17 protein-coding genes are annotated in these 21,207 nt (G+C 57.1%); 10 read left to right on the top strand and 7 right to left on the bottom strand.

Annotation, left to right across the window (positions count from 1 at the left end; all coding sequences use genetic code 11):
- The first annotated feature begins 372 nt into the window (after window positions 1-372).
- From pdhR to yacL, 6 genes are all read left to right on the top strand, one after another.
- Window positions 373-1,137, top strand: a complete 765-nt coding sequence (pdhR, locus tag F3I15_RS11100; protein WP_039382625.1) for a pyruvate dehydrogenase complex transcriptional repressor PdhR — start codon at window positions 373-375, stop codon at window positions 1,135-1,137.
- Window positions 1,138-1,263: 126 nt separating this feature from the next.
- Window positions 1,264-3,939 (top strand): pyruvate dehydrogenase (acetyl-transferring), homodimeric type, encoded by a 2,676-nt coding sequence (gene aceE, locus F3I15_RS11095; RefSeq protein ID WP_039382627.1) that lies wholly within the window; start codon window positions 1,264-1,266, stop codon window positions 3,937-3,939.
- Between the two features lie 13 nt (window positions 3,940-3,952).
- Window positions 3,953-5,857 (top strand): pyruvate dehydrogenase complex dihydrolipoyllysine-residue acetyltransferase, encoded by a 1,905-nt coding sequence (aceF, locus tag F3I15_RS11090; RefSeq protein ID WP_150017947.1) that lies wholly within the window; start codon window positions 3,953-3,955, stop codon window positions 5,855-5,857.
- A gap of 173 nt (window positions 5,858-6,030) precedes the next feature.
- The gene (lpdA, locus tag F3I15_RS11085) at window positions 6,031-7,455 is read left to right on the top strand and encodes a dihydrolipoyl dehydrogenase (protein WP_039385712.1); all 1,425 of its coding nucleotides are present in this window, start codon (window positions 6,031-6,033) and stop codon (window positions 7,453-7,455) included.
- 334 nt (window positions 7,456-7,789) lie between these two features.
- Window positions 7,790-10,387, top strand: coding sequence for a bifunctional aconitate hydratase 2/2-methylisocitrate dehydratase (gene acnB, locus F3I15_RS11080; protein ID WP_150017946.1), 2,598 nt, complete (start codon window positions 7,790-7,792; stop codon window positions 10,385-10,387).
- A gap of 167 nt (window positions 10,388-10,554) precedes the next feature.
- Window positions 10,555-10,917, top strand: a complete 363-nt coding sequence (yacL, locus tag F3I15_RS11075; protein ID WP_039382633.1) for a protein YacL — start codon at window positions 10,555-10,557, stop codon at window positions 10,915-10,917.
- Between the two features lie 26 nt (window positions 10,918-10,943).
- Here yacL and F3I15_RS11070 read toward each other — a convergent pair whose 3' ends face one another.
- Window positions 10,944-11,291, bottom strand: a complete 348-nt coding sequence (locus F3I15_RS11070; RefSeq protein WP_039382635.1) for a YacC family pilotin-like protein — start codon at window positions 11,289-11,291, stop codon at window positions 10,944-10,946.
- A 166-nt stretch (window positions 11,292-11,457) separates the two neighbouring features.
- Here F3I15_RS11070 and cueO point away from each other — a divergent pair, with 166 nt between their 5' ends.
- Window positions 11,458-13,056 carry a multicopper oxidase CueO gene (gene cueO, locus F3I15_RS11065; RefSeq protein WP_150017945.1) on the top strand — a complete coding sequence of 533 codons (1,599 nt, stop codon included), beginning with the start codon at window positions 11,458-11,460 and terminating at the stop codon, window positions 13,054-13,056.
- Window positions 13,057-13,099: 43 nt separating this feature from the next.
- On the opposite strand, the gene F3I15_RS11060 is transcribed toward cueO, so the two are convergent.
- Window positions 13,100-14,392: a cystathionine gamma-synthase family protein gene (locus F3I15_RS11060; RefSeq protein WP_150017944.1), complete on the bottom strand. Its 1,293-nt coding sequence runs from the start codon at window positions 14,390-14,392 to the stop codon at window positions 13,100-13,102.
- Between the two features lie 167 nt (window positions 14,393-14,559).
- On the opposite strand from F3I15_RS11060, the gene hpt reads away from it, so the two are divergent.
- From hpt to F3I15_RS11045, 3 genes are all read left to right on the top strand, one after another.
- Window positions 14,560-15,096, top strand: coding sequence for a hypoxanthine phosphoribosyltransferase (gene hpt, locus F3I15_RS11055; RefSeq protein ID WP_039382640.1), 537 nt, complete (start codon window positions 14,560-14,562; stop codon window positions 15,094-15,096).
- Window positions 15,097-15,331: 235 nt separating this feature from the next.
- Window positions 15,332-16,258, top strand: coding sequence for an ABC transporter ATP-binding protein (locus F3I15_RS11050; RefSeq protein WP_150017943.1), 927 nt, complete (start codon window positions 15,332-15,334; stop codon window positions 16,256-16,258).
- A complete protein-coding gene (locus F3I15_RS11045) occupies window positions 16,255-17,025 on the top strand; it encodes an ABC transporter permease (protein ID WP_150017942.1) in 771 nt (256 codons plus the stop codon). The genes F3I15_RS11050 and F3I15_RS11045 overlap by 4 nt, the downstream gene beginning before the upstream one ends.
- An 83-nt stretch (window positions 17,026-17,108) precedes the next feature.
- Here the strand turns inward: F3I15_RS11045 and panD are convergent, their stop codons facing one another.
- From panD to pcnB, 5 genes are all read right to left on the bottom strand, one after another.
- Window positions 17,109-17,489 (bottom strand): aspartate 1-decarboxylase, encoded by a 381-nt coding sequence (gene panD / locus F3I15_RS11040; RefSeq protein WP_039382649.1) that lies wholly within the window; start codon window positions 17,487-17,489, stop codon window positions 17,109-17,111.
- Window positions 17,490-17,525: 36 nt separating this feature from the next.
- Window positions 17,526-18,380, bottom strand: coding sequence for a pantoate--beta-alanine ligase (panC, locus tag F3I15_RS11035; protein WP_150017941.1), 855 nt, complete (start codon window positions 18,378-18,380; stop codon window positions 17,526-17,528).
- Window positions 18,381-18,395: 15 nt separating this feature from the next.
- Window positions 18,396-19,190 (bottom strand): 3-methyl-2-oxobutanoate hydroxymethyltransferase, encoded by a 795-nt coding sequence (gene panB, locus F3I15_RS11030; RefSeq protein ID WP_150017940.1) that lies wholly within the window; start codon window positions 19,188-19,190, stop codon window positions 18,396-18,398.
- A gap of 81 nt (window positions 19,191-19,271) precedes the next feature.
- Window positions 19,272-19,757 carry a 2-amino-4-hydroxy-6-hydroxymethyldihydropteridine diphosphokinase gene (gene folK, locus F3I15_RS11025; protein ID WP_150017939.1) on the bottom strand — a complete coding sequence of 162 codons (486 nt, stop codon included), beginning with the start codon at window positions 19,755-19,757 and terminating at the stop codon, window positions 19,272-19,274.
- Window positions 19,754-21,175: a polynucleotide adenylyltransferase PcnB gene (pcnB, locus tag F3I15_RS11020; RefSeq protein ID WP_223810708.1), complete on the bottom strand. Its 1,422-nt coding sequence runs from the start codon at window positions 21,173-21,175 to the stop codon at window positions 19,754-19,756. The genes folK and pcnB overlap by 4 nt, the downstream gene beginning before the upstream one ends.
- Window positions 21,176-21,207: the final 32 nt, after the last annotated feature.

Raw genomic sequence — 21,207 nt, 5'->3', positions numbered from 1 at the left:
CACCTGCTTTTGCTTTTTGTGCTAAGGAGTGATGGAAAAAGCAGCGATTTACTCTGTGGTTTCCCTTGCGCTATTTCTGCCATGAATAATGCTTAAACACGAATAGCTTTCGCTTATGGCATATAAGAGAACAACTGCTTTCGCAGTGTAAGGTTTGGTAAAAGTGAAATCTGTTAACAACTTCGTGCAGTTGTTTCTTTTTCCTGTTACTACGGCGGCTTAAGGCATGATGCCTGGGTTCAGAGCTATATCAGGCTGGAAGTAAGAGAGTGGCCATATAGACACAAGGTGAATACTTTGTTACTTTACGGGCACCATTTTTCAATTGGTATTACCAATTTACTCCAGACGTTTGGCTTATAAGAAGGGAAGATGGCTTATAGTAAAATTCGCCAGCCCAAGCTCTCCGATGCGATAGAGCAGCAGCTGGAATCCCTGATTATGGAAGGGACCCTTCAGCCGGGTGAGAAACTGCTCCCCGAGCGCGAACTGGCCAAACAGTTTGATGTCTCACGTCCATCGCTACGCGAAGCGATTCAGAGTCTGGAAGCCAAAGGTTTACTGCTGCGTCGCCAGGGTGGCGGCACATTTGTGCAGCAGAACCTCTGGCAGAGCTTAAGCGACCCCCTGGTCGGGCTGCTGGCCCAGCATCCGGAATCTCAGTTCGATCTGCTGGAAACCCGTCATGCGCTGGAAGGCGTGGCTGCCTACTACGCAGCGCTGCGCGGTACCGATGAAGATCTGCAGCGGATTCGCGACTGCCATCTTCAGATTCAGCAGGCGCAGGAGAGCGGCGATCTCGACGCCGAAGCGGATGCCGTCATGAAGTATCAGATTGCGGTCACGGAAGCGGCGCATAATGTGGTGCTGCTGCACCTGCTGCGCTCCATGAGCCCGATGCTGGAACAAAACGTACGTCAGAATTTCGAATTGCTCTACGCTCGCCGCGAAATGCTGGCGAAAGTGAGCGAGCATCGCGCCAGTATTTTTGCGGCGATTGTGGCGCGCGAGCCGGAACAGGCCCGTGAAGCCTCGCATCGTCATCTGGCGTTTATAGAGGAAATCTTGCTGGACAGAAGTCGGGAGCAGAGCCGTCGTGAACGCTCCCTGCGTCGTTTACAGCAACGCAAGGAATAACGTACGGCAACGAACGTGCGACATAAACGACGGGCCTGTCTTCTTGTGCTGTGAACCTGAAGCACAACACAAGCAGACAGGCTCCTGATAATTCAACGTATTAGACACAGATAAGGAATACCCCCCATGTCAGAACGTTTACAGAATGACGTGGATCCGATCGAAACTCGTGACTGGCTACAGGCGATCGAATCGGTCATCCGTGAAGAAGGTGTTGAGCGTGCGCAGTATCTGATTGATCAGGTCCTGAGCGCTGCCCGCAAAGGTGGTGTAAAAGTAGCTGGCGGTGGCGGTGCTGCTGCAGCGATCAGCAACTATATCAACACCATTGCGACAGAAGATGAGCCGGACTATCCGGGCAACACCTCTCTCGAACGTCGTATCCGTTCCGCAATTCGCTGGAACGCCATTGTTTCAGTTCTGCGTGCGTCGAAGAAAGATCTGGAGCTGGGGGGACACCTCTCTTCTTTCCAGAGCTCTGCCACAATCTATGAAGTGTGCTTCAACCACTTCTTCCGTGCACGCAGCGAAAAAGATGGCGGCGATCTGGTCTACTTCCAGGGTCACATTTCTCCAGGCATCTACTCACGTGCGTTCCTTGAAGGGCGCCTGACTGAAGAGCAGATGAATAACTTCCGTCAGGAAGTGCACGGCAACGGCCTGTCATCCTATCCGCATCCAAAACTGATGCCGGACTTCTGGCAGTTCCCGACCGTTTCAATGGGCCTGGGCCCGCTGAACGCTATCTACCAGGCGAAGTTCCTGAAATACCTGGAGCATCGCGGTCTGAAAGATACCTCTGGTCAGACGGTGTACGCTTTCCTTGGCGATGGCGAGATGGATGAGCCGGAATCCAAAGGTGCTATCACCATTGCGACCCGTGAGAAGCTGGATAACCTGGTCTTCATCATCAACTGCAACCTGCAGCGTCTGGATGGCCCGGTCACCGGTAACGGTAAGATCATCAACGAGCTGGAAGGCATATTTGCCGGTGCTGGCTGGAACGTGATCAAAGTGATCTGGGGCGGACGCTGGGATGAGCTGCTGAAGAAAGACACCAGCGGCAAACTGATTCAGCTGATGAACGAAACCGTTGACGGCGACTATCAGACCTTTAAATCACGCGACGGCGCCTATGTGCGCGAGCACTTCTTCGGTAAATACCCGGAGACCGCTGCGCTGGTGAAAGACTGGTCAGACGAAGAGATTTTTGCGCTGAATCGCGGCGGCCACGATCCGAAGAAAATCTACGCTGCCCTGAAAAAGGCGCAGGAGACCAAAGGTCAGCCAACGCTGATTCTGGCTCATACCATTAAAGGTTATGGTATGGGTGATACTGCAGAAGGCAAAAACATCGCCCACCAGGTCAAGAAGATGAACATGGATGGCGTACGCTACATCCGCGATCGCTTCAATGTGCCAGTGGCTGATGAGAAAATCGAAGAGCTGCCTTACGTCACCTTCGAGAAAGGCTCAGAAGAGTACAACTACCTGCACGGCCAGCGTGAGAAGCTGGGTGGCTATCTGCCAACCCGTCAGGCGGAGTTCACTGAGAAGCTGGAAATGCCGACGCTGGAAGAGTTCAAACCTCTGCTGGAAGAGCAGAGCAAAGAGATCTCTACCACGATCGCTTTCGTGCGCGCGCTGAACGTGATGCTGAAGAACAAGTCGATCAAAGATCGTCTGGTGCCAATCCTTGCGGATGAAGCTCGTACTTTTGGTATGGAAGGCCTCTTCCGTCAGATCGGTATCTACAGCCCGAACGGCCAGCAGTATACGCCGCAGGACCGCGAGCAGGTTGCTTACTATAAAGAAGATGAGAAAGGCCAGATTCTGCAGGAAGGGATCAACGAGCTGGGCGCAGGTTCATCCTGGCTGGCAGCGGCGACCTCTTACAGCACCAACAACCTGCCGATGATCCCGTTCTACATCTACTACTCCATGTTTGGCTTCCAGCGCATTGGCGATCTGATGTGGCTGGCGGGCGATCAGCAGGCGCGTGGCTTCCTGGTTGGCGGTACGTCGGGCCGTACGACGCTGAACGGCGAAGGTCTGCAGCATGAAGATGGCCACAGCCATATTCAGTCGCTGACCATCCCTAACTGCATCTCCTACGATCCTTCTTACGCGTATGAAGTGGCGGTGATCATGCAGGATGGCCTGGTGCGTATGTATGGTGAAGCGCAGGAAAACATCTACTACTACATCACCACGCTGAACGAAAACTACCACATGCCGGCGATGCCGCAGGGCGCGGAAGAGGGTATCCGTAAGGGTATCTACAAGCTGGAAGAAGTCGAAGGCAAGAAAGGCAAAGTGCAGCTGCTGGGCTCAGGCTCTATTCTGCGCCACGTGCGCGAAGCGGCGCAGATTCTGGCGAAAGAGTACGGTATCGGCTCTGATGTCTACAGCGTAACCTCGTTCACCGAGCTGGCGCGGGACGGCCAGGATTGCGAGCGCTGGAACATGCTGCATCCGACAGAAACGCCACGCGTGCCTTACATCGCTCAGGTAATGAACGATGCGCCGGCCGTAGCGTCAACCGACTACATGAAGCTGTTTGCAGAACAGGTCCGCAGCTACGTGCCAGCCAGCGACTACCGCGTGCTGGGTACCGATGGCTTCGGTCGTTCTGACAGCCGTGAAAATCTGCGTCATCACTTCGAAGTGGATGCGTCATATGTGGTAGTGGCTGCGCTGGGTGAGCTGGCTAAACGCGGCGAAATCGAGAAGCAGGTGGTAGCGGACGCTATCGCTAAATTCGATATCGACGCTGATAAAGTTAACCCGCGTCTGGCTTAAGAGGTAAAGAGTAATGGCTATCGAAATTAACGTACCGGATATCGGGTCGGACGAAGTTGAAGTCACCGAAATCCTGGTGAAGGTGGGCGACAGCGTTGAAGCTGAGCAGTCGCTGATCTCTGTGGAAGGCGATAAAGCCTCGATGGAAGTGCCTTCGCCGCAGGCGGGCGTGGTTAAAGAGATCAAAATCGCCGTCGGTGACAAAGTGAATACCGGCTCGCTGATTATGGTGTTTGACGCTGAGGGTGCGGCGGAAGCTGCACCGGCTGCAGAAGAGAAAAAAGCAGAAGCCGCGCCGGCTCCTGCTGCTGCAACGGCAACCGCCAGCAAAGAGGTTAACGTACCGGATATCGGTGGTGATGAAGTCGAAGTCACAGAGATCCTGGTTAAAGTGGGCGACAAGGTTGAAGCAGAGCAGTCGCTGATCACCGTTGAAGGCGACAAAGCCTCAATGGAAGTGCCTGCGCCGTTTGCTGGCGTAGTGAAAGAGATCAAAATCGCCACCGGCGACAAAGTGAACACCGGTTCACTGATTATGATCTTTGACGCAGAAGGTGACGCACCGGCTGCCGACGCGAAACCACAGATGAAAGAAGAGGCGACCTCCGCCCCGGCTGCAGCGGCAGGCGCGAAAGAGGTAAACGTACCGGATATCGGCGGTGATGAAGTTGAAGTGACCGAGGTACTGGTGAAAGCGGGCGATAAAGTCACCGCTGAGCAGTCGCTGATTGTGGTTGAAGGCGATAAAGCCTCTATGGAAGTGCCGGCGCCGTTTGCCGGTACGGTAAAAGAGCTGAAAGTGGCCACCGGTGACAAAGTCAGCACCGGCTCACTGATCATGATCTTTGAAGTGGAAGGCGGCGCGCCATCGCCGGCACCGGCAGCCAAACCGGAAGCGGCCGCCGCGCCGGCGAAGGCAGAGGCTAAACCGGCTGCGGCTGCAGCACCTGCGCCGGCTAAAGCGGACGCGAAAAGTGAGTTCGCTGAGAATGACGCCTATGTGCACGCCACGCCGGTGATCCGTCGTCTGGCGCGCGAGTTTGGCGTTAACCTGGCGAAGGTGAAAGGCACCGGACGTAAGGGCCGCATCCTGAAAGAGGATGTGCAGACTTACGTGAAAGAGGCGGTAAAACGCGCTGAGGCTGCGCCAGCTGCTGCTGCAGGCGGCGGTCTGCCAGGCATGCTGCCGTGGCCGAAAGTGGACTTCAGCAAGTTTGGTGAAGTGGAAGAAGTGGAGCTGGGCCGTATCCAGAAAATCTCTGGTGCTAACCTGAGCCGTAACTGGGTCATGATCCCGCATGTTACGCACTTCGATAAAACCGATATCACCGATCTGGAAGCGTTCCGTAAGCAGCAGAACGCGGAAGCCGAGAAGCGCAAGCTGGACGTGAAGTTCACCCCGGTGGTGTTCATCATGAAAGCGGTTGCGGCGGCACTGGAGCAGATGCCACGTTTCAACAGCTCGCTGTCTGAAGATGGTCAGAAACTGACGCTGAAGAAATATATCAACATCGGCGTGGCGGTTGATACGCCAAATGGTCTGGTGGTTCCGGTGTTCAAGGATGTAAATAAGAAAGGCATCACTGAACTCTCGCGTGAGCTGATGGCAACCTCGAAGAAAGCGCGCGATGGCAAACTGACCGCCAGCGATATGCAGGGCGGCTGTTTCACCATTTCCAGCCTTGGCGGCCTGGGCACGACGCACTTCGCGCCTATCGTCAACGCGCCGGAAGTGGCGATCCTTGGCGTCTCCAAATCGGCCATGGAGCCGGTCTGGAACGGTAAAGAGTTTGCACCGCGTCTGATGATGCCGATCTCGCTCTCGTTTGACCACCGCGTGATCGACGGTGCTGATGGTGCGCGTTTCATCACCATCATCAACAATATGCTGTCTGATATTCGCCGTCTGGTGATGTGAAGTTAATCAAGGCCGGCAAATGCCGGCCTTGTTGTAAGCATTCAGTTGTTACCGCGGTTGGCAGTTTATTAACAATTCTGTAAACTCTCGCGGTGAAATGTCCCGGTGGCGACAGGGTAACATGAGCCTGGGAAAGGTCGCTCTGACCGCCGGCAATCTAACAAGAGGTCATGATGAGTACAGAGATTAAAACTCAAGTCGTGGTACTTGGGGCAGGTCCTGCAGGTTACTCTGCAGCCTTCCGTTGCGCTGACTTAGGTCTGGAGACCGTTCTGGTTGAGCGCTACAACACCCTCGGTGGTGTTTGTCTGAACGTAGGCTGTATCCCGTCAAAAGCGCTGCTGCACGTCGCGAAAGTGATTGAAGAAGCGAAAGCGCTGGAAGAGCACGGCATCGTGTTTGGTCAGCCGCAGACAGACATTAACAAAATCCGCACCTGGAAAGAGAAGGTGATCAATCAGCTGACCGGTGGTCTGGCTGGAATGGCGAAAGGCCGTAAGGTCAAAGTTGTTAACGGCCTGGGTAAATTCACCGGTGCCAACACCCTGGTGGTTGAAGGTGAGGGTGGCGCAACCACCATCAACTTTGATAACGCAATCATCGCCGCAGGCTCACGCCCTATCGAGCTGCCGTTTATCCCGCATCACGATCCGCGCGTCTGGGACTCTACGTCAGCGCTGGAGCTGCGTGAAGTGCCGAAGCGTCTGCTGGTCATGGGCGGCGGCATCATCGGTCTGGAGATGGCGACAGTTTACCATGCGCTGGGTTCAGAGATTGACGTGGTTGAGATGTTTGACCAGGTGATCCCGGCAGCGGATAAAGACGTGGTTAAAGTCTTTACCAAGCGTATCAGCAAGAAATTCAATCTGATGCTGGAAACCAAAGTCACCGCGGTTGACGCGAAAGATGACGGTATCTATGTATCGATGGAAGGCAAAAAAGCGCCTGCCGAGGCGCAGCGTTATGACGCGGTACTGGTCGCCATTGGCCGTGTGCCAAACGGTAAAGGCCTCGACGCCGGTAAAGCGGGCGTGGAAGTGGACGAGCGCGGTTTTATCCGTGTCGACAAGCAGATGCGTACCAACGTACCGCACATCTACGCTATCGGTGATATCGTGGGTCAGCCTATGCTGGCGCACAAAGGCGTGCATGAAGGCCACGTTGCCGCTGAGGTCATCTCTGGTCTGAAGCACTACTTCGATCCGAAAGTGATCCCATCCATCGCCTATACTGAGCCGGAAGTTGCATGGGTAGGTCTGACCGAGAAAGAAGCCAAAGAGAAGGGCATCAGCTACGAAGTCTCCACCTTCCCGTGGGCGGCCTCAGGCCGTGCTATCGCTTCTGACTGCGCTGACGGCATGACCAAGCTGATCTTTGACAAAGAGACGCATCGCGTTATCGGCGGTGCGGTAGTCGGCACCAACGGCGGCGAGCTGCTGGGTGAAATAGGTCTGGCGATCGAAATGGGTTGTGATGCCGAAGATATCGCGCTCACCATCCATGCGCACCCGACGCTGCATGAATCAGTTGGCCTTGCCGCTGAAATCTTTGAGGGCAGCATCACCGATCTGCCAAACGCGAAAGCGAAGAAGAAGTAAGTTTCACTTCTGCGATCAACGGCTCCTGCGGGGGCCGTTTTTTTTTGCTGTCGCGCTGCAAGCATAACTAAAGGTTAGCCAGAGCACTCTCTGCCACGCTGAAAGTTATGATCTGAAAACCGCCCGCCGCATATCTGCCGCTTTTTTTTCCGTCTGCAGGGGAATACCCGGACAGTTATGCCGGAAATGGGCTGGATGTTGCTTTTTTGTAAACAGATTAACAATCAGGCGAAATCCTGCTATGCTGGCCGACGCAGAACCGGGCACCTCACCCTACTGTTTAACAGCATCAAGGTGTACCGGAAAGCTATACAATGAGAGCGAGGAGAACGTCGTGCTAGAAGAATACCGTAAGCACGTTGCCGAGCGTGCTGCCCAGGGAATCGTACCTAAGCCGTTAGATGCTTCCCAGATGGCCGCGCTGGTTGAACTGCTGAAAAGCCCGCCTGCGGGTGAAGAAGAATTTCTGGTTGACCTGCTGGTTAACCGCGTCCCGCCAGGCGTTGATGAAGCCGCCTATGTTAAAGCCGGTTTCCTGGCTGCTGTCGCAACGGGCGAAGCCCACTCTCCTCTGGTTACGCGCGAGAAAGCTGTTGAACTGCTGGGCACCATGCAGGGTGGCTATAACATCCACGCGCTGATTGAAGCGCTCGACGACGAAGCACTGGCACCGATTGCCGCTGAAGCGCTGTCCCATACGCTGCTAATGTTCGACAACTTCTACGATGTGGAAGAGAAAGCCAAAGCGGGTAACGCCCACGCAAAAAAAATCCTGCAATCCTGGGCTGATGCCGAGTGGTTCCTGAAGCGTCCTAAGCTGGCTGAAAAAATTACCACCACCGTGTTCAAAGTGACCGGCGAAACCAACACCGACGACCTCTCTCCGGCGCCGGATGCGTGGTCGCGCCCGGATATTCCACTGCATGCGCTGGCGATGCTGAAAAACCCGCGTGATGGTATTGAGCCAGACGATGCGGGCAATATTGGCCCGATCAAACAGATTCAGGCGCTGCAGCAGAAAGGCTTCCCGCTGACTTACGTCGGCGACGTTGTCGGTACCGGCTCATCACGTAAATCCGCCACCAACTCGGTGCTGTGGTTTATGGGGGAAGATATCCCGTACGTGCCAAATAAAAAGGGCGGCGGTCTCTGCCTCGGCGGTAAAATTGCTCCGATTTTCTTCAACACCATGGAAGATGCCGGCGCGCTGCCGATCGAACTGGATGTTGAGCGCCTGAACATGGGCGATGTGATTGACGTTTATCCGTATAAAGGCGAAGTTCGCAGTCACGAAACCAATGAACTGCTGGCGACCTTTGAACTGAAAACCGATGTGCTGCTGGATGAAGTTCGCGCCGGCGGCCGTATTCCGCTGATTATCGGTCGCGGCCTGACGACCAAAGCACGCGAGTCACTCGGCCTGCCGGCAAGCGACATCTTTGTGCAGGCGAAAGATATCGCCACCAGCACGCGCGGCTACTCGCTGGCGCAGAAGATGGTGGGCCGCGCCTGTGGCGTCGAGGGTATTCGTCCGGGCGCGTACTGCGAGCCGAAGATGACCTCTGTGGGTTCACAGGATACCACCGGTCCGATGACGCGCGACGAGCTGAAAGACCTGGCGTGCCTCGGCTTCTCCGCCGATCTGGTCATGCAATCCTTCTGCCACACTGCGGCCTATCCGAAGCCGGTTGATGTGACCACACACCATACGCTGCCGGACTTCATCATGAACCGCGGTGGCGTCTCGCTGCGTCCGGGCGATGGTATTATTCACAGCTGGCTGAACCGTATGCTGCTGCCGGATACCGTCGGCACCGGCGGTGACTCACACACCCGCTTCCCGATTGGCATCTCTTTCCCGGCGGGTTCCGGCCTGGTGGCGTTTGCCGCTGCGACCGGCGTGATGCCGCTCGATATGCCGGAATCGGTGCTGGTGCGCTTTAAGGGTGCCATGCAGCCGGGCATTACGCTGCGCGATCTGGTACACGCTATCCCGCTGTACGCGATTAAGCAGGGCCTGCTGACGGTAGAGAAGAAGGGCAAGAAAAACATCTTCTCCGGCCGTATTCTGGAGATTGAAGGTCTGCCGGATCTGAAAGTTGAGCAGGCTTTTGAGCTGTCTGATGCCTCCGCTGAGCGTTCTGCTGCCGGTTGTACCATCAAGCTGGATAAAGCGCCGATCATCGAGTATCTGAACTCCAACATTGTCCTGCTGAAGTGGATGATCTCGGAAGGCTACGGCGATCGCCGTACGCTGGAGCGCCGCGTTGAGGGCATGGAGAAATGGCTGGCCGATCCGCAGCTGCTGGAAGGCGATGCAGATGCAGAATACGCAGCGGTCATCGAGATCGATCTGGCGGATATCAAAGAGCCGATCCTGTGCGCACCAAACGATCCGGATGATGCGCGCTGGCTCTCTGATGTGCAGGGCGAGAAGATTGACGAAGTGTTTATCGGCTCCTGCATGACCAACATCGGTCACTTCCGCGCGGCCGGTAAACTGCTGGACGCGCATAAGGGCCAGCTGCCGACGCGTCTCTGGGTGGCTCCGCCAACCAAGATGGATGCGGCGCAGCTTACCGAAGAGGGCTACTACAGCGTCTTTGGTAAAAGCGGTGCGCGTATTGAGATCCCGGGCTGCTCGCTCTGCATGGGTAACCAGGCGCGCGTGCAGGACGGTGCGACGGTGGTCTCCACGTCGACGCGTAACTTCCCGAACCGTCTGGGTAACGGCGCCAACGTCTTCCTAGCATCAGCCGAGCTGGCTGCCGTCGCTTCGCTACTGGGCAAGCTGCCAACGCCGGACGAGTATCAGCAGTTTATGGTGCAGGTGGATAAAACCGCCGACGACACCTATCGCTATCTCAACTTTGACCAGCTGGGTCAATATACCGAGAAAGCGGACAGCGTGATTTTCCAGACCGCCGTCTAACGCGGCTGGTAAATCGGGGGATGATGCAAATCATCCCCTTTTTTTATGCCTTTTTTCCCCGCGGCACTCCCGGCATAATGCGAGCGCGATCCCACTTTATTACGCGCGCTGCGCTCAGAATGCACATAAACGTGCAGTCCGGCGCGCTACTGGTATGAGGTAACCCAATGGAGTATGAATTTTTACGCGATATCACCGGCCAGGTCAGGGTGCGCATGTCGATGGATCACGAAGCGGTAGGCCACTGGTTTAATGAAGAGGTTCGCGACAACGCCGGGCTGCTGGATGAAGTAGAGGCGGCGGCGCGTGCGGTAAAAGGCACCCATCAGCAGTGGCAGCGTATCGGACATGAGTACACGCTGTGGCTGGACGAGGAAGAGGTGATGATCCGCGCTAACCAGCTGGCGCTGGAGGATGAGGGACTGGAAGAGGGCATGGCCTACTATGATGAAGAGAGTCTCTCATTCTGCGGCGTGGATGACTTTCTGGCGGTGATCGCGGCTTACCGGCAGTTTATTGCGGGCAGATAACCGGCACCGCGCCACATGACGCATCCTTACTTAACGTAGGCAAGCAGGCTCAGTGAATCACGCGCCAGCGATTTGCACTTCTTATCGTTATTGATGGCAATGCCACTCAAATCTTTATAGCTCTCTTCGCCCAGCGCTTTCATGTTGTAGCTGCTGTAATTGCTCAAATCCCAGCGGTTCTGCTGGGCAAAAAACACCAGCGCTTTGCGGATTTGTGCATCCGGCAGCGCCTGGTAGCCGCAGTCATTTTTCAGGTAAACAAAGACCGCCGTCAGGTCAGCCAGATCTTCCGCTTCAGACTCGCTCAGCGCAAAACTGCTGGTGGAGAAGCCAAAGAGTCCCGCCAGCAGCAGGATCTTAATGCTTTTTGTCATAATGGTTCTCAGCAAAGGACAATCCATTGACGTTAGCACAGTTACCGTCCGGATTCCGCTTCTTTTACCCTGGCGAATAGCGGGCTACTATTTTGCTGCCCGGCGCTTGACCCTCCCGCAGGGGCAGGGTTTAGGCTGGGTCTCTCTTTACCACAAGGATATGCGTATGCAACGTCGCTCTTTTCTCAAACTGACCGCAGCGCTCAGCGCGGCAGGCGCACTGCCGCTATGGAGCCGCTCACTGATGGCGGCTACGCGGCCGCTGCTGCCGATCCCTGCGCTGCTGGAGCCTGATGCGCGTGGTCACTACAGCCTTACCGCCATGACGGGCAGCACGCAGTGGCAGGGTAAAGCGGTGCCGACGTGGGGCTATAACGGCAGCCTGCTCGGACCGGTTCTGCGCCTGCAGCGGGAGAAGCGCGTCACGGTCAATATTCATAACCGGCTGCCGGAAGCGACTACCGTGCACTGGCACGGCCTGGCGATCCCGGGCGAGGTGGATGGCGGCCCGCAGGCGATTATCGCGCCCGGTGCCACGCGTCAGGTGAGCTTTACCCCCGATCAGCCGGCGGCGACCTGCTGGTTTCATCCGCATCTGCACGGCAAAACCGGTCATCAGGTGGCGCAGGGATTAGCCGGAATGGTGCTGCTGGAGGACGAAGCGTCCGGCAAGCTGCGGCTGCCGATGCAGTGGGGAGCGGATGACGTACCGCTGATTTTCCAGGATAAACAGCTTAACAGCGCCGGCACGCATATCGATTATCAGCTGGATGTGATGCGCGCGGCGGTAGGCTGGTTTGGCGATATGATGCTGACCAACGGCGTGCAGTATCCGCAGCACGCCGTGCCGCGCGGCTGGCTGCGCCTGCGGCTGCTTAACGGCTGTAACGCCCGCTCGCTGGAGATCGCCACCAGTGATAAACGACCAGTCTATGTGGTGGGCAGCGATGGCGGACTGCTCGCTGAACCGGTACAGGTGACGTCGCTGTCACTGCTGCCGGGCGAGCGCTTTGAGGTGCTGATCGATACCTCTGACGGGCAGCCTTTTGATATCGTCACGCTGCCGGTGACGCAGATGGGGATGACGCTGCCGCCGTTTGATCGGCCGCTGCCGCTGGTGCAGATCCTGCCGCTGCGCATTATGGCGAGCGGGACGCTGCCGGACACGCTGGTGGATCTGCCGCCGCTGCCTGCCAGCGAGGGCGTACAGAACCGCTGGCTGCAGCTGATGATGGATCCGCAGCTGGATAAGCAGGGGATGCAGGCGCTGATGGATCGTTATGGCCATCAGGCGATGGCGGGCGCGGCAGACCACGGCGCGGCAGAGACGCATAGCGGACACGATGCCATGCCGATGGATCATAGCGAACATGGCGCGATGCCGATGAATCACACTGCGCACGGCGCTGCCGCATACGATTTCCACCACGGCAATAAGATCAACGGCGAAGCGTTTAACATGCAGAAGCCGATGTTTGCCGTGCCGCTGGGTAAAACCGAGAAGTGGACGATTTCAGGCGAGGGCGATGCGATGCTGCATCCGTTCCATATTCACGGTGCGCAGTTCCGCATCCTGTCAGAAAACGGCAAGCCGCCCGCCGCGCATCGCGCCGGCTGGAAAGATATGGTTAACGTCAACGGCTGGCGCAGCGAGGTTGTGGTGCGGTTCGACTATGCCGCCAGCGCGGAGCATGCCTATATGGCACACTGCCATCTGCTGGAGCACGAAGATACCGGCATGATGCTCGGTTTCACGGTCGCATAGCGGGGCCAGACGAACGCAGGGGCGGTATCTGTGCCGATCGCCGTCAGCCGCCGTCAGCCGCCTCCAGCGCCTGACTGATATCCGCAATCAGGTCATCCGGATGCTCAATCCCGATCGACAGGCGTACCGTCGCGTCGCTGATGCCAATGCGCTGACGTACCGCCAGCGGCACGCCAGAGTGGGTGGTGCTGGCCGGATGGCTGGCGAGCGACTCGGTGCCGCCCAGGCTTACCGCCAGCTTAAACAGCGTCAGCGCGTTGAGAAAGCGGAAAGCCGCAGGCTCACCGCCCTGAATATCAAAAGAGAAGGTCGAGCCGGCGCCGCTGCACTGGCGCCGGTACGTTTCACCGGCCGTACTCTGGGCGTCAAGATAGGGCAGCCAGAACAGCGCTGCGACCTGAGGCCGATCGCGCAGAAAAGCGGCGACCCGTTCCGCATTTGCGGCGGCTTTCTCCATGCGCAGCGCCAGCGTCTCCAGCGAACGGCCAATCATCCAGCTTGAGTGCGGATCGAGCTGCGTGCCGATCGCGCTGCGTAGCGCGCGCACAGATTTCATCAGCGTCCGGCTGCCCAGCGCGGCGCCGGCGATAAGATCGGAGTGGCCGCCCACATACTTGGTCAGCGAATAGAGCGAGATATCTGCGCCATGCTGCAGCGGATGCTGAAACAGCGGCCCCAGCAGGGTGTTATCGCAGGCGATAACCGGACGCGAACCCTGCTGCTGTGCAATGACATCCGCCACCTGCGCAATAAGCCGGATATCTACCAGACTGTTGGTGGGGTTGGCCGGCGTCTCAATCAGGATCAGGGCGACCCGGCCACGCTGCCACGCCAGCTTTGCCGCCTCATAAACCTTATCTTCATCCGTCCCCTCGCTGAACCCCACGGCTTTGATTTCCAGATCGTGCAGCGTCTTGCTCAGCAGCGTTTCTGTGCCGCCATACAGCGGCTGCGAATGCAGGATCACCTCGCCCGGCCGCGCAAATGCGAGCAGCGTAGTGGCAATGGCTGACATACCGGAAGAGAAGAGCACCGCGCTCTCAGCGCCTTCATAGATCGCCAGGCGATCTTCAACGATTTCGCTGTTGGGATGGTTAAAGCGTGAATAGACCAGCCCGCCGCTCTGGCCAGCAGGCGGCTGACGGCGACCCGATACATAATCAAAGAAATCTTTGCCCTCTTCGGCACTGTTGAAAACAAAGGTTGAGGTAAGAAACACCGGCGGTTTTACCGCACCTTCTGACAGTCGCGGATCGTAACCGTAATTAAGCATCTGCGTTTCCGGATGCAGCGTATGCCGATCGGAAGGTTCTTTATTGCGGGATGAGTTTGCCATAGCAGCTCCGGCTGAATCAGGATAAAGCGCGTAAACCCTGCTATAGAGTTAATGCCATCGCGGGAAATTTTGCTACGTAATCGTTTGCGTTTTGCGGGTGCGGTTAGCCATCAGGCGCATTGTGATAGACTGCAGAGCTTTCTGAAAACCTTAACCAGGCGAACGCAATGAAACACACCGTTGATGTGATGATCTCTCGTGAGGAGATTGCAACCCGTATTGCCGAGCTGGGCAAACAGATCAGTGAAGCCTACCGCGACAGCGGCAGCGAGATGGTGCTGGTTGGTCTGCTGCGCGGCTCCTTTATGTTTATGGCCGATCTCTGCCGGGAAATTGATGTTCCGCATGAGGTCGACTTTATGACCGCTTCCAGCTACGGCAGCGGCATGTCTTCGTCACGCGACGTCAAAATTCTGAAAGATCTCGATGAAGATATTCGCGGTAAAGATGTGCTGATTGTGGAAGATATCATCGACTCCGGCAACACGCTGAGCAAAGTGCGCGAGATCCTGCGCCTGCGTGAGCCAAAATCGCTGGCCATCTGCACGCTGCTGGATAAACCCGAGCGTCGTGAAGTTGAGGTGCCGGTCGAATATGTCGGCTTTACCATTCCCGATGAGTTTGTTGTGGGCTTTGGCATTGACTACGCGCAGCGCTATCGTCATCTGCCCTATATCGGCAAAGTCACCATGCTGGACGCATAACCGCACAATCTACCTGGGTCATTTTGGCCGTTCCGGGATAGAATCAGCCGCCCGTAAGTGACTGACTTGCGGGCCTGATGCACTTTTCTGCACGATACAGCGCGTCATGCGCTCCCCGCAGGCGCACCACGTCTGATTTCAACATAAATTCTGCTGAATTCGCCGCACGTCTGGCGCGGGCGCACTATCATTTTCATCAGGCTTTGATGTCACAACAACAGGATATGGACTCGCAATGACTTATGCACTGGAACTTTCCGGGCTGACCAAGACCTATCCCGGCGGCGTACAGGCGCTGAAAGGTCTCGATCTGAACGTAGAGGCGGGCGATTTTTACGCTCTGCTGGGACCAAACGGCGCCGGCAAATCGACCACCATCGGGATTATCAGCTCGCTGGTCAATAAATCTGGCGGCAGCGTTCGGGTATTTGGTTACGACCTGCAAAAAGATGTGGTCAATGCCAAGCGCCAGCTCGGGCTGGTGCCGCAGGAGTTCAACTTTAACCCGTTTGAAACCGTGATGCAGATCGTCGTAAACCAGGCGGGCTATTACGGCGTGGAACGGGCAGAGGCGAACAAGCGTGCGGAGAAGTATCTTAACCAGCTCGATCTGTGGGGCAAACGTAATGAGCGCGCCCGCATGCTTTCAGGCGGTATGAAGCGCCGCCTGATGATTGCGCGTGCGCTGATGCATGAGCCCAAGCTGCTGATTCTGGATGAGCCAACGGCCGGTGTGGATATTGAGCTGCGCCGCTCAATGTGGGTGTTTCTGAAAGAGCTAAATGCGAAAGGCACCACGATTATCCTCACCACGCACTATCTGGAAGAGGCGGAGATGCTGTGTCGCAATATCGGCATTATTCAGAGCGGCGAGCTGGTGGAGAATACCTCTATAAAAGGCCTGCTCTCTAAACTGAAATCGGAAACCTTTATTCTCGATCTTGCCCCGCGCAGCGCGCTGCCGCAGCTTGAGGGCTTTCAGTATCGCCTGGTGGATACCTCGACGCTGGAAGTGGAAGTGATGCGCGAGCAGGGGCTTAACAGCGTATTCAGTCAGCTGAGCGCGCAGGGCGTGCAGGTGCTGAGCATGCGTAATAAGGCGAACCGGCTGGAAGAGCTGTTTGTAGGACTGACACAGGGTAAAGCAGGAGGCAGAGCATGACGCATCTTTATTGGGTCGCGTTAAAGAGTATCTGGAGCAAAGAGATTAACCGGTTTGCGCGTATCTGGATCCAGACGCTGGTTCCGCCGGTGATCACCATGACGCTCTACTTTATTATTTTCGGTAACCTGATTGGTTCACGCATTGGCGACATGCACGGCTTCAGCTATATGCAGTTTATCGTGCCGGGCCTGATTATGATGTCGGTGATCACCAACGCCTATGCTAACGTCGCCTCCTCGTTTTTCAGCGCAAAATTCCAGCGCAATATTGAAGAGCTGCTGGTGGCACCGGTGCCGACCCACATCATCATTGCCGGCTATGTTGGCGGCGGCGTGGCGCGTGGCGTCTGCGTGGGGATCCTGGTAACGGCGGTCTCGCTCTTCTTTGTGCCGTTCCACGTTTTCTCCTGGCCAATGGTTGCCATCACTCTGCTGCTGACCGCGGTGCTCTTTTCGCTGGCGGGTCTGCTCAACGCGGTGTTCGCCCGCACGTTTGATGATATCAGCCTGATCCCGACCTTTGTGCTGACGCCGCTGACTTATCTGGGCGGGGTTTTCTATTCGCTGGCGCTGCTGCCGCCCTTCTGGCAGGCAGTTTCGAAGCTGAATCCGGTGGTGTATATGATCAGCGGCTTCCGGTACGGCTTCCTCGGCATTAACGATGTGCCGCTGGTGTTTACGCTGTCGGTGCTGTTAGCGTTTATCGTGGTGTTTTATGTGCTGGTGTATATGCTGATCCAGCGCGGTCGCGGCTTACGCACCTGAATCTTATTTAGCGGGAAAATAAACAGGGGCGCCGGAAGGGCGCCCCTGGTGTTTCCGGCAGCTCAGCGCAATATGGCTGAACGCTACGCAACCTGAACCGGCAGCGCCCGGGCAAGACGTTTCATCTCATTATCGCCCTCAAAATAGGCCACCTTTGGCTGCCAGCTGCGCGCCACTTCATCCTCTACCTGCACGTAAGAGCAGATAATCATGATGTCTCCTGCACAGGCGCAGCGCGCGGCAGCACCGTTTACGGAAATAATTTTTGATCCCCGCTCGGCGGCGATGGCGTAGGTGGAGAAACGCTGGCCGTTGGTCACGTTATAAATATCGATCGCTTCATATTGCAGAATGCCGGCGGCATCCAGGAAATCCTGATCGATCGCGCAGGAGCCTTCATAGTGCAGATCGGCCTGCGTGACTTTGACGCGGTGCAGTTTGCCCTGCAGAACAGTACGAATCATCGCGGTATACCCTTAAGGTGCTGTTTAAACGACGGCTTACGCCATCAGATCCACTTGCTGATTATCAATCAGACGCGCGTTGCCCAGCCAGGCGGCCATCAGGATCACCGCGCGCTGGCTCTCCACCGTCAGCGGCTGCAGCGTAACGGCATCGCAGATCGCCAGCCCGTCAGGACGAAACCCCTTTTCCTGCAGCGCGGCGTTCGCCTGTTCAATAATCTCATCAATGTGGCGTTCGCCGTTGCTGAGGCGCTCCGCCATACTCTGCATGACCTGGCTCAGGCCCGGTGCCAGCCTGCGTTCATCGGCAGTAAGATAGCCATTGCGCGAACTCAGCGCCAGCCCATCTTTCGCCCGCACGGTGGGCACGCCAACGATGTCGATATCAAAGCCCATATCCGCAACCAGTTTGCGTATGATCGCCAGCTGCTGAAAATCCTTTTCGCCAAAACAGGCGACGTCAGGCTGTACCAGGTTGAACAGTTTGCTGACGACCGTGGCGACCCCGCGGAAGTGGCCGGGCCGGCTGGCACCCTCCAGCAGCGCAGAGAGCACCGGCACCTCAACAAACGTCTGGTTCTCTGTACCCTGCGGATAGATCGCCTGCGGTGCCGGTGCAAACACCACATCCACACCGTGACGGTTAAGCTTTTCACAATCGTCCTGCAGCGTGCGCGGATAGCGTGCAAGGTCATCCGCGCGGTCAAACTGCATCGGATTAACAAACACCGAAACCACGACCACATCAGCCCGCTGGCGCGCTTCATCAACCAGCGTCAGGTGGCCATCATGCAGATTGCCCATCGTGGGCACCAGGGCGATACGTTTGCCTGCCTGGCGCCAGCGACGGATCTCGCGGCGCAGCATCGGCAGCGTTTCAATGATCAACACGATAAATCTCCGGATTCAGAAGAAGCTGTGTTCGGCGGCAGGGTAGGTGCCTGCCTCAACGTCGGCAATATACTGGCGAATTGCCGCGCGAATGTCGCCGGTTTCGGCGAGGAAATTTTTGGCAAATTTTGGAATGTGGCCACCGGTGATGCCAAAGGCGTCATGCATCACCAGAATCTGGCCATCGGTGACGTTACCTGCGCCGATGCCGATCACCGGAATGGTCAGCGCCTGGGTGATGCGCGCCGCCAGCGCGACCGGCACGCACTCCAGCACCATCAGCTGTGCGCCAGCGGCTTCCAGCGCCAGGGCGTCGGCCAGCAGGCGTTCCGCGTCCGCCTCATCCCGGCCCTGCACTTTGTAACCGCCAAAGATATTGACCGACTGCGGCGTCAGGCCAAGATGACCGCAGACCGGCACGGCGCGCTCGGTCAGCATGCGTACGCTCTCCGCCAGCCACGCACCCCCTTCCAGTTTCACCATGTTGGCACCGGCGCGCATCAGCTGCGCGGCAGTGGCAAAAGTCTGCTCCGGGGTGGCATAGCTCATAAACGGCAGGTCAGCCATGATCAGCGCCTGCGGCGCGCCACGGCGCACGGCGGCAGTATGATAGGCGATATCAGCCACCGTGACCGGCAGCGTGGAGTCATGCCCCTGCACCGTCATACCCAGTGAATCGCCAATCAGCATCACCTGAATGCCTTCATCGGCAAACAGGCGGGCAAAGCTGAAATCATACGCGGTAAGGGTGGCAAAGCGGCGCCCGCTGGCTTTCAGCTGGCGCAGATGAGAGATAGTGGTTGGTTTCATCGCAATCTCCGGCGTTTCTGATGCGCGCAGTGTACTGGATTGATTGCAGGGCGGATATGACCGGCAGAAAATTATCGCGGTTCAGACAGACCAGAGGGTGATTTCACTGCAGTCCAGCGTGGCGAGCACGCCACTCAGCGGCCGCCCATCGGGCAGGCGCAGACCCGGCGCAACCTCCAGCAGCGGCAGCAGCATAAATGCCCGGTTGTGCATATCATAGTGCGGTACGGTTAAACGCGGCGTATGGATCACCTGATTACCAAACAGCATGATATCGATATCGAGCGTACGTGGCCCCCAGCGCTCGGCTTTACGCACGCGGCCATGTTCCAGCTCAATATGCTGGGTGTGATCCAGCAGCGTCTCGGGCAGCAGCGCTGTATCGAGTGCCACTACCGCGTTCAGGTAGTCAGGCTGATCGGTCGGACCATAGGGCGGCGTGCGATAGAATGATGAAGTCGCCACGCGGGAGGTCTCCGGCAGCGTATCGAGCGCCGCGAGCGCTGCATCAATCTGATGCAGCGGATCGGCAAGGTTACTGCCCAGGGCGAGATAGACGCGATTCATGATGCGCTGCTGCTGTTACCCTGTTCGCGACGCGGACCGGTGGAGCGGCGGCGCGGGCGGCGCGGTTTACGGCGCGGCTGCGGATCGTCACCCAGCGTGTTCAGCATGGTTTTCTGCTGAACCGGAACGGCGGCCTGGAATTCACCCCACCACTGGCTGAGACGCTGCAGCTCCGGATTCTTTTCCACTTCAGCACGCAGCGCCAGCAGATCGTAAGCGGCGCGGAATTTCGGATGCTCCATCAGCTTCCATGCGCGTTTGCCGTGGCGACGCGACATACGCAGCTGCAGCTGCCAGATATCGCGGACCAGGGTGGTAATACGTTTCGGGATCGCCAGCGCGCGGCACGCCTCGTCCAGCGTATCGTTCATGGAGAGTGCAAAAGCGTCATAGTAGGTCAGGCCGCTCTCCTGCGCGATACGCTCAGCGGATTCCAGCTGCGGATACCAGAACATCGCGGCAAACAGAAACGCCGGATTGACACGCAAATCGTTGTGCAGGCGGGTATCGGTGTTTTTCAGCACCTGCGCCAGCATGCGTTCCATCATGCTGTCGCCGTGCTCGGTAAAATGGCGCGCCAGCGTCGGGAACAGCGGCTGGAAGAGCTGATATTCACACAGCATCTGCCAGGTACGGTAGCCATAGCCAGCCTGCAGCAGCTTCAGCGCCTCTTCAAACAGGCGGGCGGGCGGAACGTCATTCAGCAGCGTCGCCAGGCGCGGGATCGGCTCGGCGGTTTCCGGCGCAATCTGCATATTGAGCTTGGCGGCAAAGCGCACCACGCGCAGCATGCGTACCGGATCTTCACGGTAGCGCGTCTCCGGATCGCCAATCAGGCGTACCACGCCCTCCTGCAGATCCTGCAGGCCACCCACATAGTCACGGACCGTAAAATCCGCCACGCTGTAGTAGAGGCTGTTGATGGTGAGATCGCGGCGCTGCGCATCATCTTCGATGCTGCCAAAAATATTATCGCGCAGCAGCATGCCGTTCTGGCCGCGCTGCGAGCTGTTGCGATCGTCTTCGCTCTCTTCCTGATGGTGTCCACGGAACGTCGCCACCTCAATCACTTCCGGCCCAAACATCACGTGTGCCAGACGGAAACGGCGGCCAACCAGACGGCAGTTGCGGAACAGTTTGCGCATCTGCTCAGGCGTGGCATTGGTCGTCACGTCGAAATCTTTCGGCTTTTTGCCCAGCAGCAGGTCGCGCACGCCACCGCCGACCAGGTAAGCTTCAAAGCCTGCTTTATTCAGGCGATAGAGCACCTTAAGGGCGTTTTCGCTGATATCTTTGCGTGAGATGTTATGGTTTTCCCGGGGAATGATGGTCATCTGGTTTTCAGCTTCCACCTCTTCAGGCACCTCCTCGTCACGCTTGAGGACTCTCCGGCAAAAATTAGCGACTCGGGTAAAAATGGGACACCTCGACAGTGACAAAAAATGGGTGG

This window comes from Pantoea sp. M_9 (genome assembly GCF_008631385.1).
GTDB classification, from domain to species: domain Bacteria; phylum Pseudomonadota; class Gammaproteobacteria; order Enterobacterales; family Enterobacteriaceae; genus Pantoea; species Pantoea eucrina.
This window is presented reverse-complemented; position numbering and strand designations above follow the sequence as displayed.

What these genes read in the sequence shown, in the direction of transcription:
- yacL (WP_039382633.1), top strand. Translation starts at nt 10,555, where the DNA reads ATGGAGTATGAATTTTTACGCGATATCACCGGCCAGGTCAGGGTGCGC.
- F3I15_RS11070 (WP_039382635.1), bottom strand. Translation starts at nt 11,291, where the DNA reads ATGACAAAAAGCATTAAGATCCTGCTGCTGGCGGGACTCTTTGGCTTC.
- panD (WP_039382649.1), bottom strand. Translation starts at nt 17,489, where the DNA reads ATGATTCGTACTGTTCTGCAGGGCAAACTGCACCGCGTCAAAGTCACG.
- aceE (WP_039382627.1), top strand. Translation starts at nt 1,264, where the DNA reads ATGTCAGAACGTTTACAGAATGACGTGGATCCGATCGAAACTCGTGAC.
- aceF (WP_150017947.1), top strand. Translation starts at nt 3,953, where the DNA reads ATGGCTATCGAAATTAACGTACCGGATATCGGGTCGGACGAAGTTGAA.
- F3I15_RS11060 (WP_150017944.1), bottom strand. Translation starts at nt 14,392, where the DNA reads ATGGCAAACTCATCCCGCAATAAAGAACCTTCCGATCGGCATACGCTG.
- F3I15_RS11045 (WP_150017942.1), top strand. Translation starts at nt 16,255, where the DNA reads ATGACGCATCTTTATTGGGTCGCGTTAAAGAGTATCTGGAGCAAAGAG.
- lpdA (WP_039385712.1), top strand. Translation starts at nt 6,031, where the DNA reads ATGAGTACAGAGATTAAAACTCAAGTCGTGGTACTTGGGGCAGGTCCT.
- hpt (WP_039382640.1), top strand. Translation starts at nt 14,560, where the DNA reads ATGAAACACACCGTTGATGTGATGATCTCTCGTGAGGAGATTGCAACC.
- cueO (WP_150017945.1), top strand. Translation starts at nt 11,458, where the DNA reads ATGCAACGTCGCTCTTTTCTCAAACTGACCGCAGCGCTCAGCGCGGCA.
- panB (WP_150017940.1), bottom strand. Translation starts at nt 19,190, where the DNA reads ATGAAACCAACCACTATCTCTCATCTGCGCCAGCTGAAAGCCAGCGGG.
- F3I15_RS11050 (WP_150017943.1), top strand. Translation starts at nt 15,332, where the DNA reads ATGACTTATGCACTGGAACTTTCCGGGCTGACCAAGACCTATCCCGGC.
- folK (WP_150017939.1), bottom strand. Translation starts at nt 19,757, where the DNA reads ATGAATCGCGTCTATCTCGCCCTGGGCAGTAACCTTGCCGATCCGCTG.
- pdhR (WP_039382625.1), top strand. Translation starts at nt 373, where the DNA reads ATGGCTTATAGTAAAATTCGCCAGCCCAAGCTCTCCGATGCGATAGAG.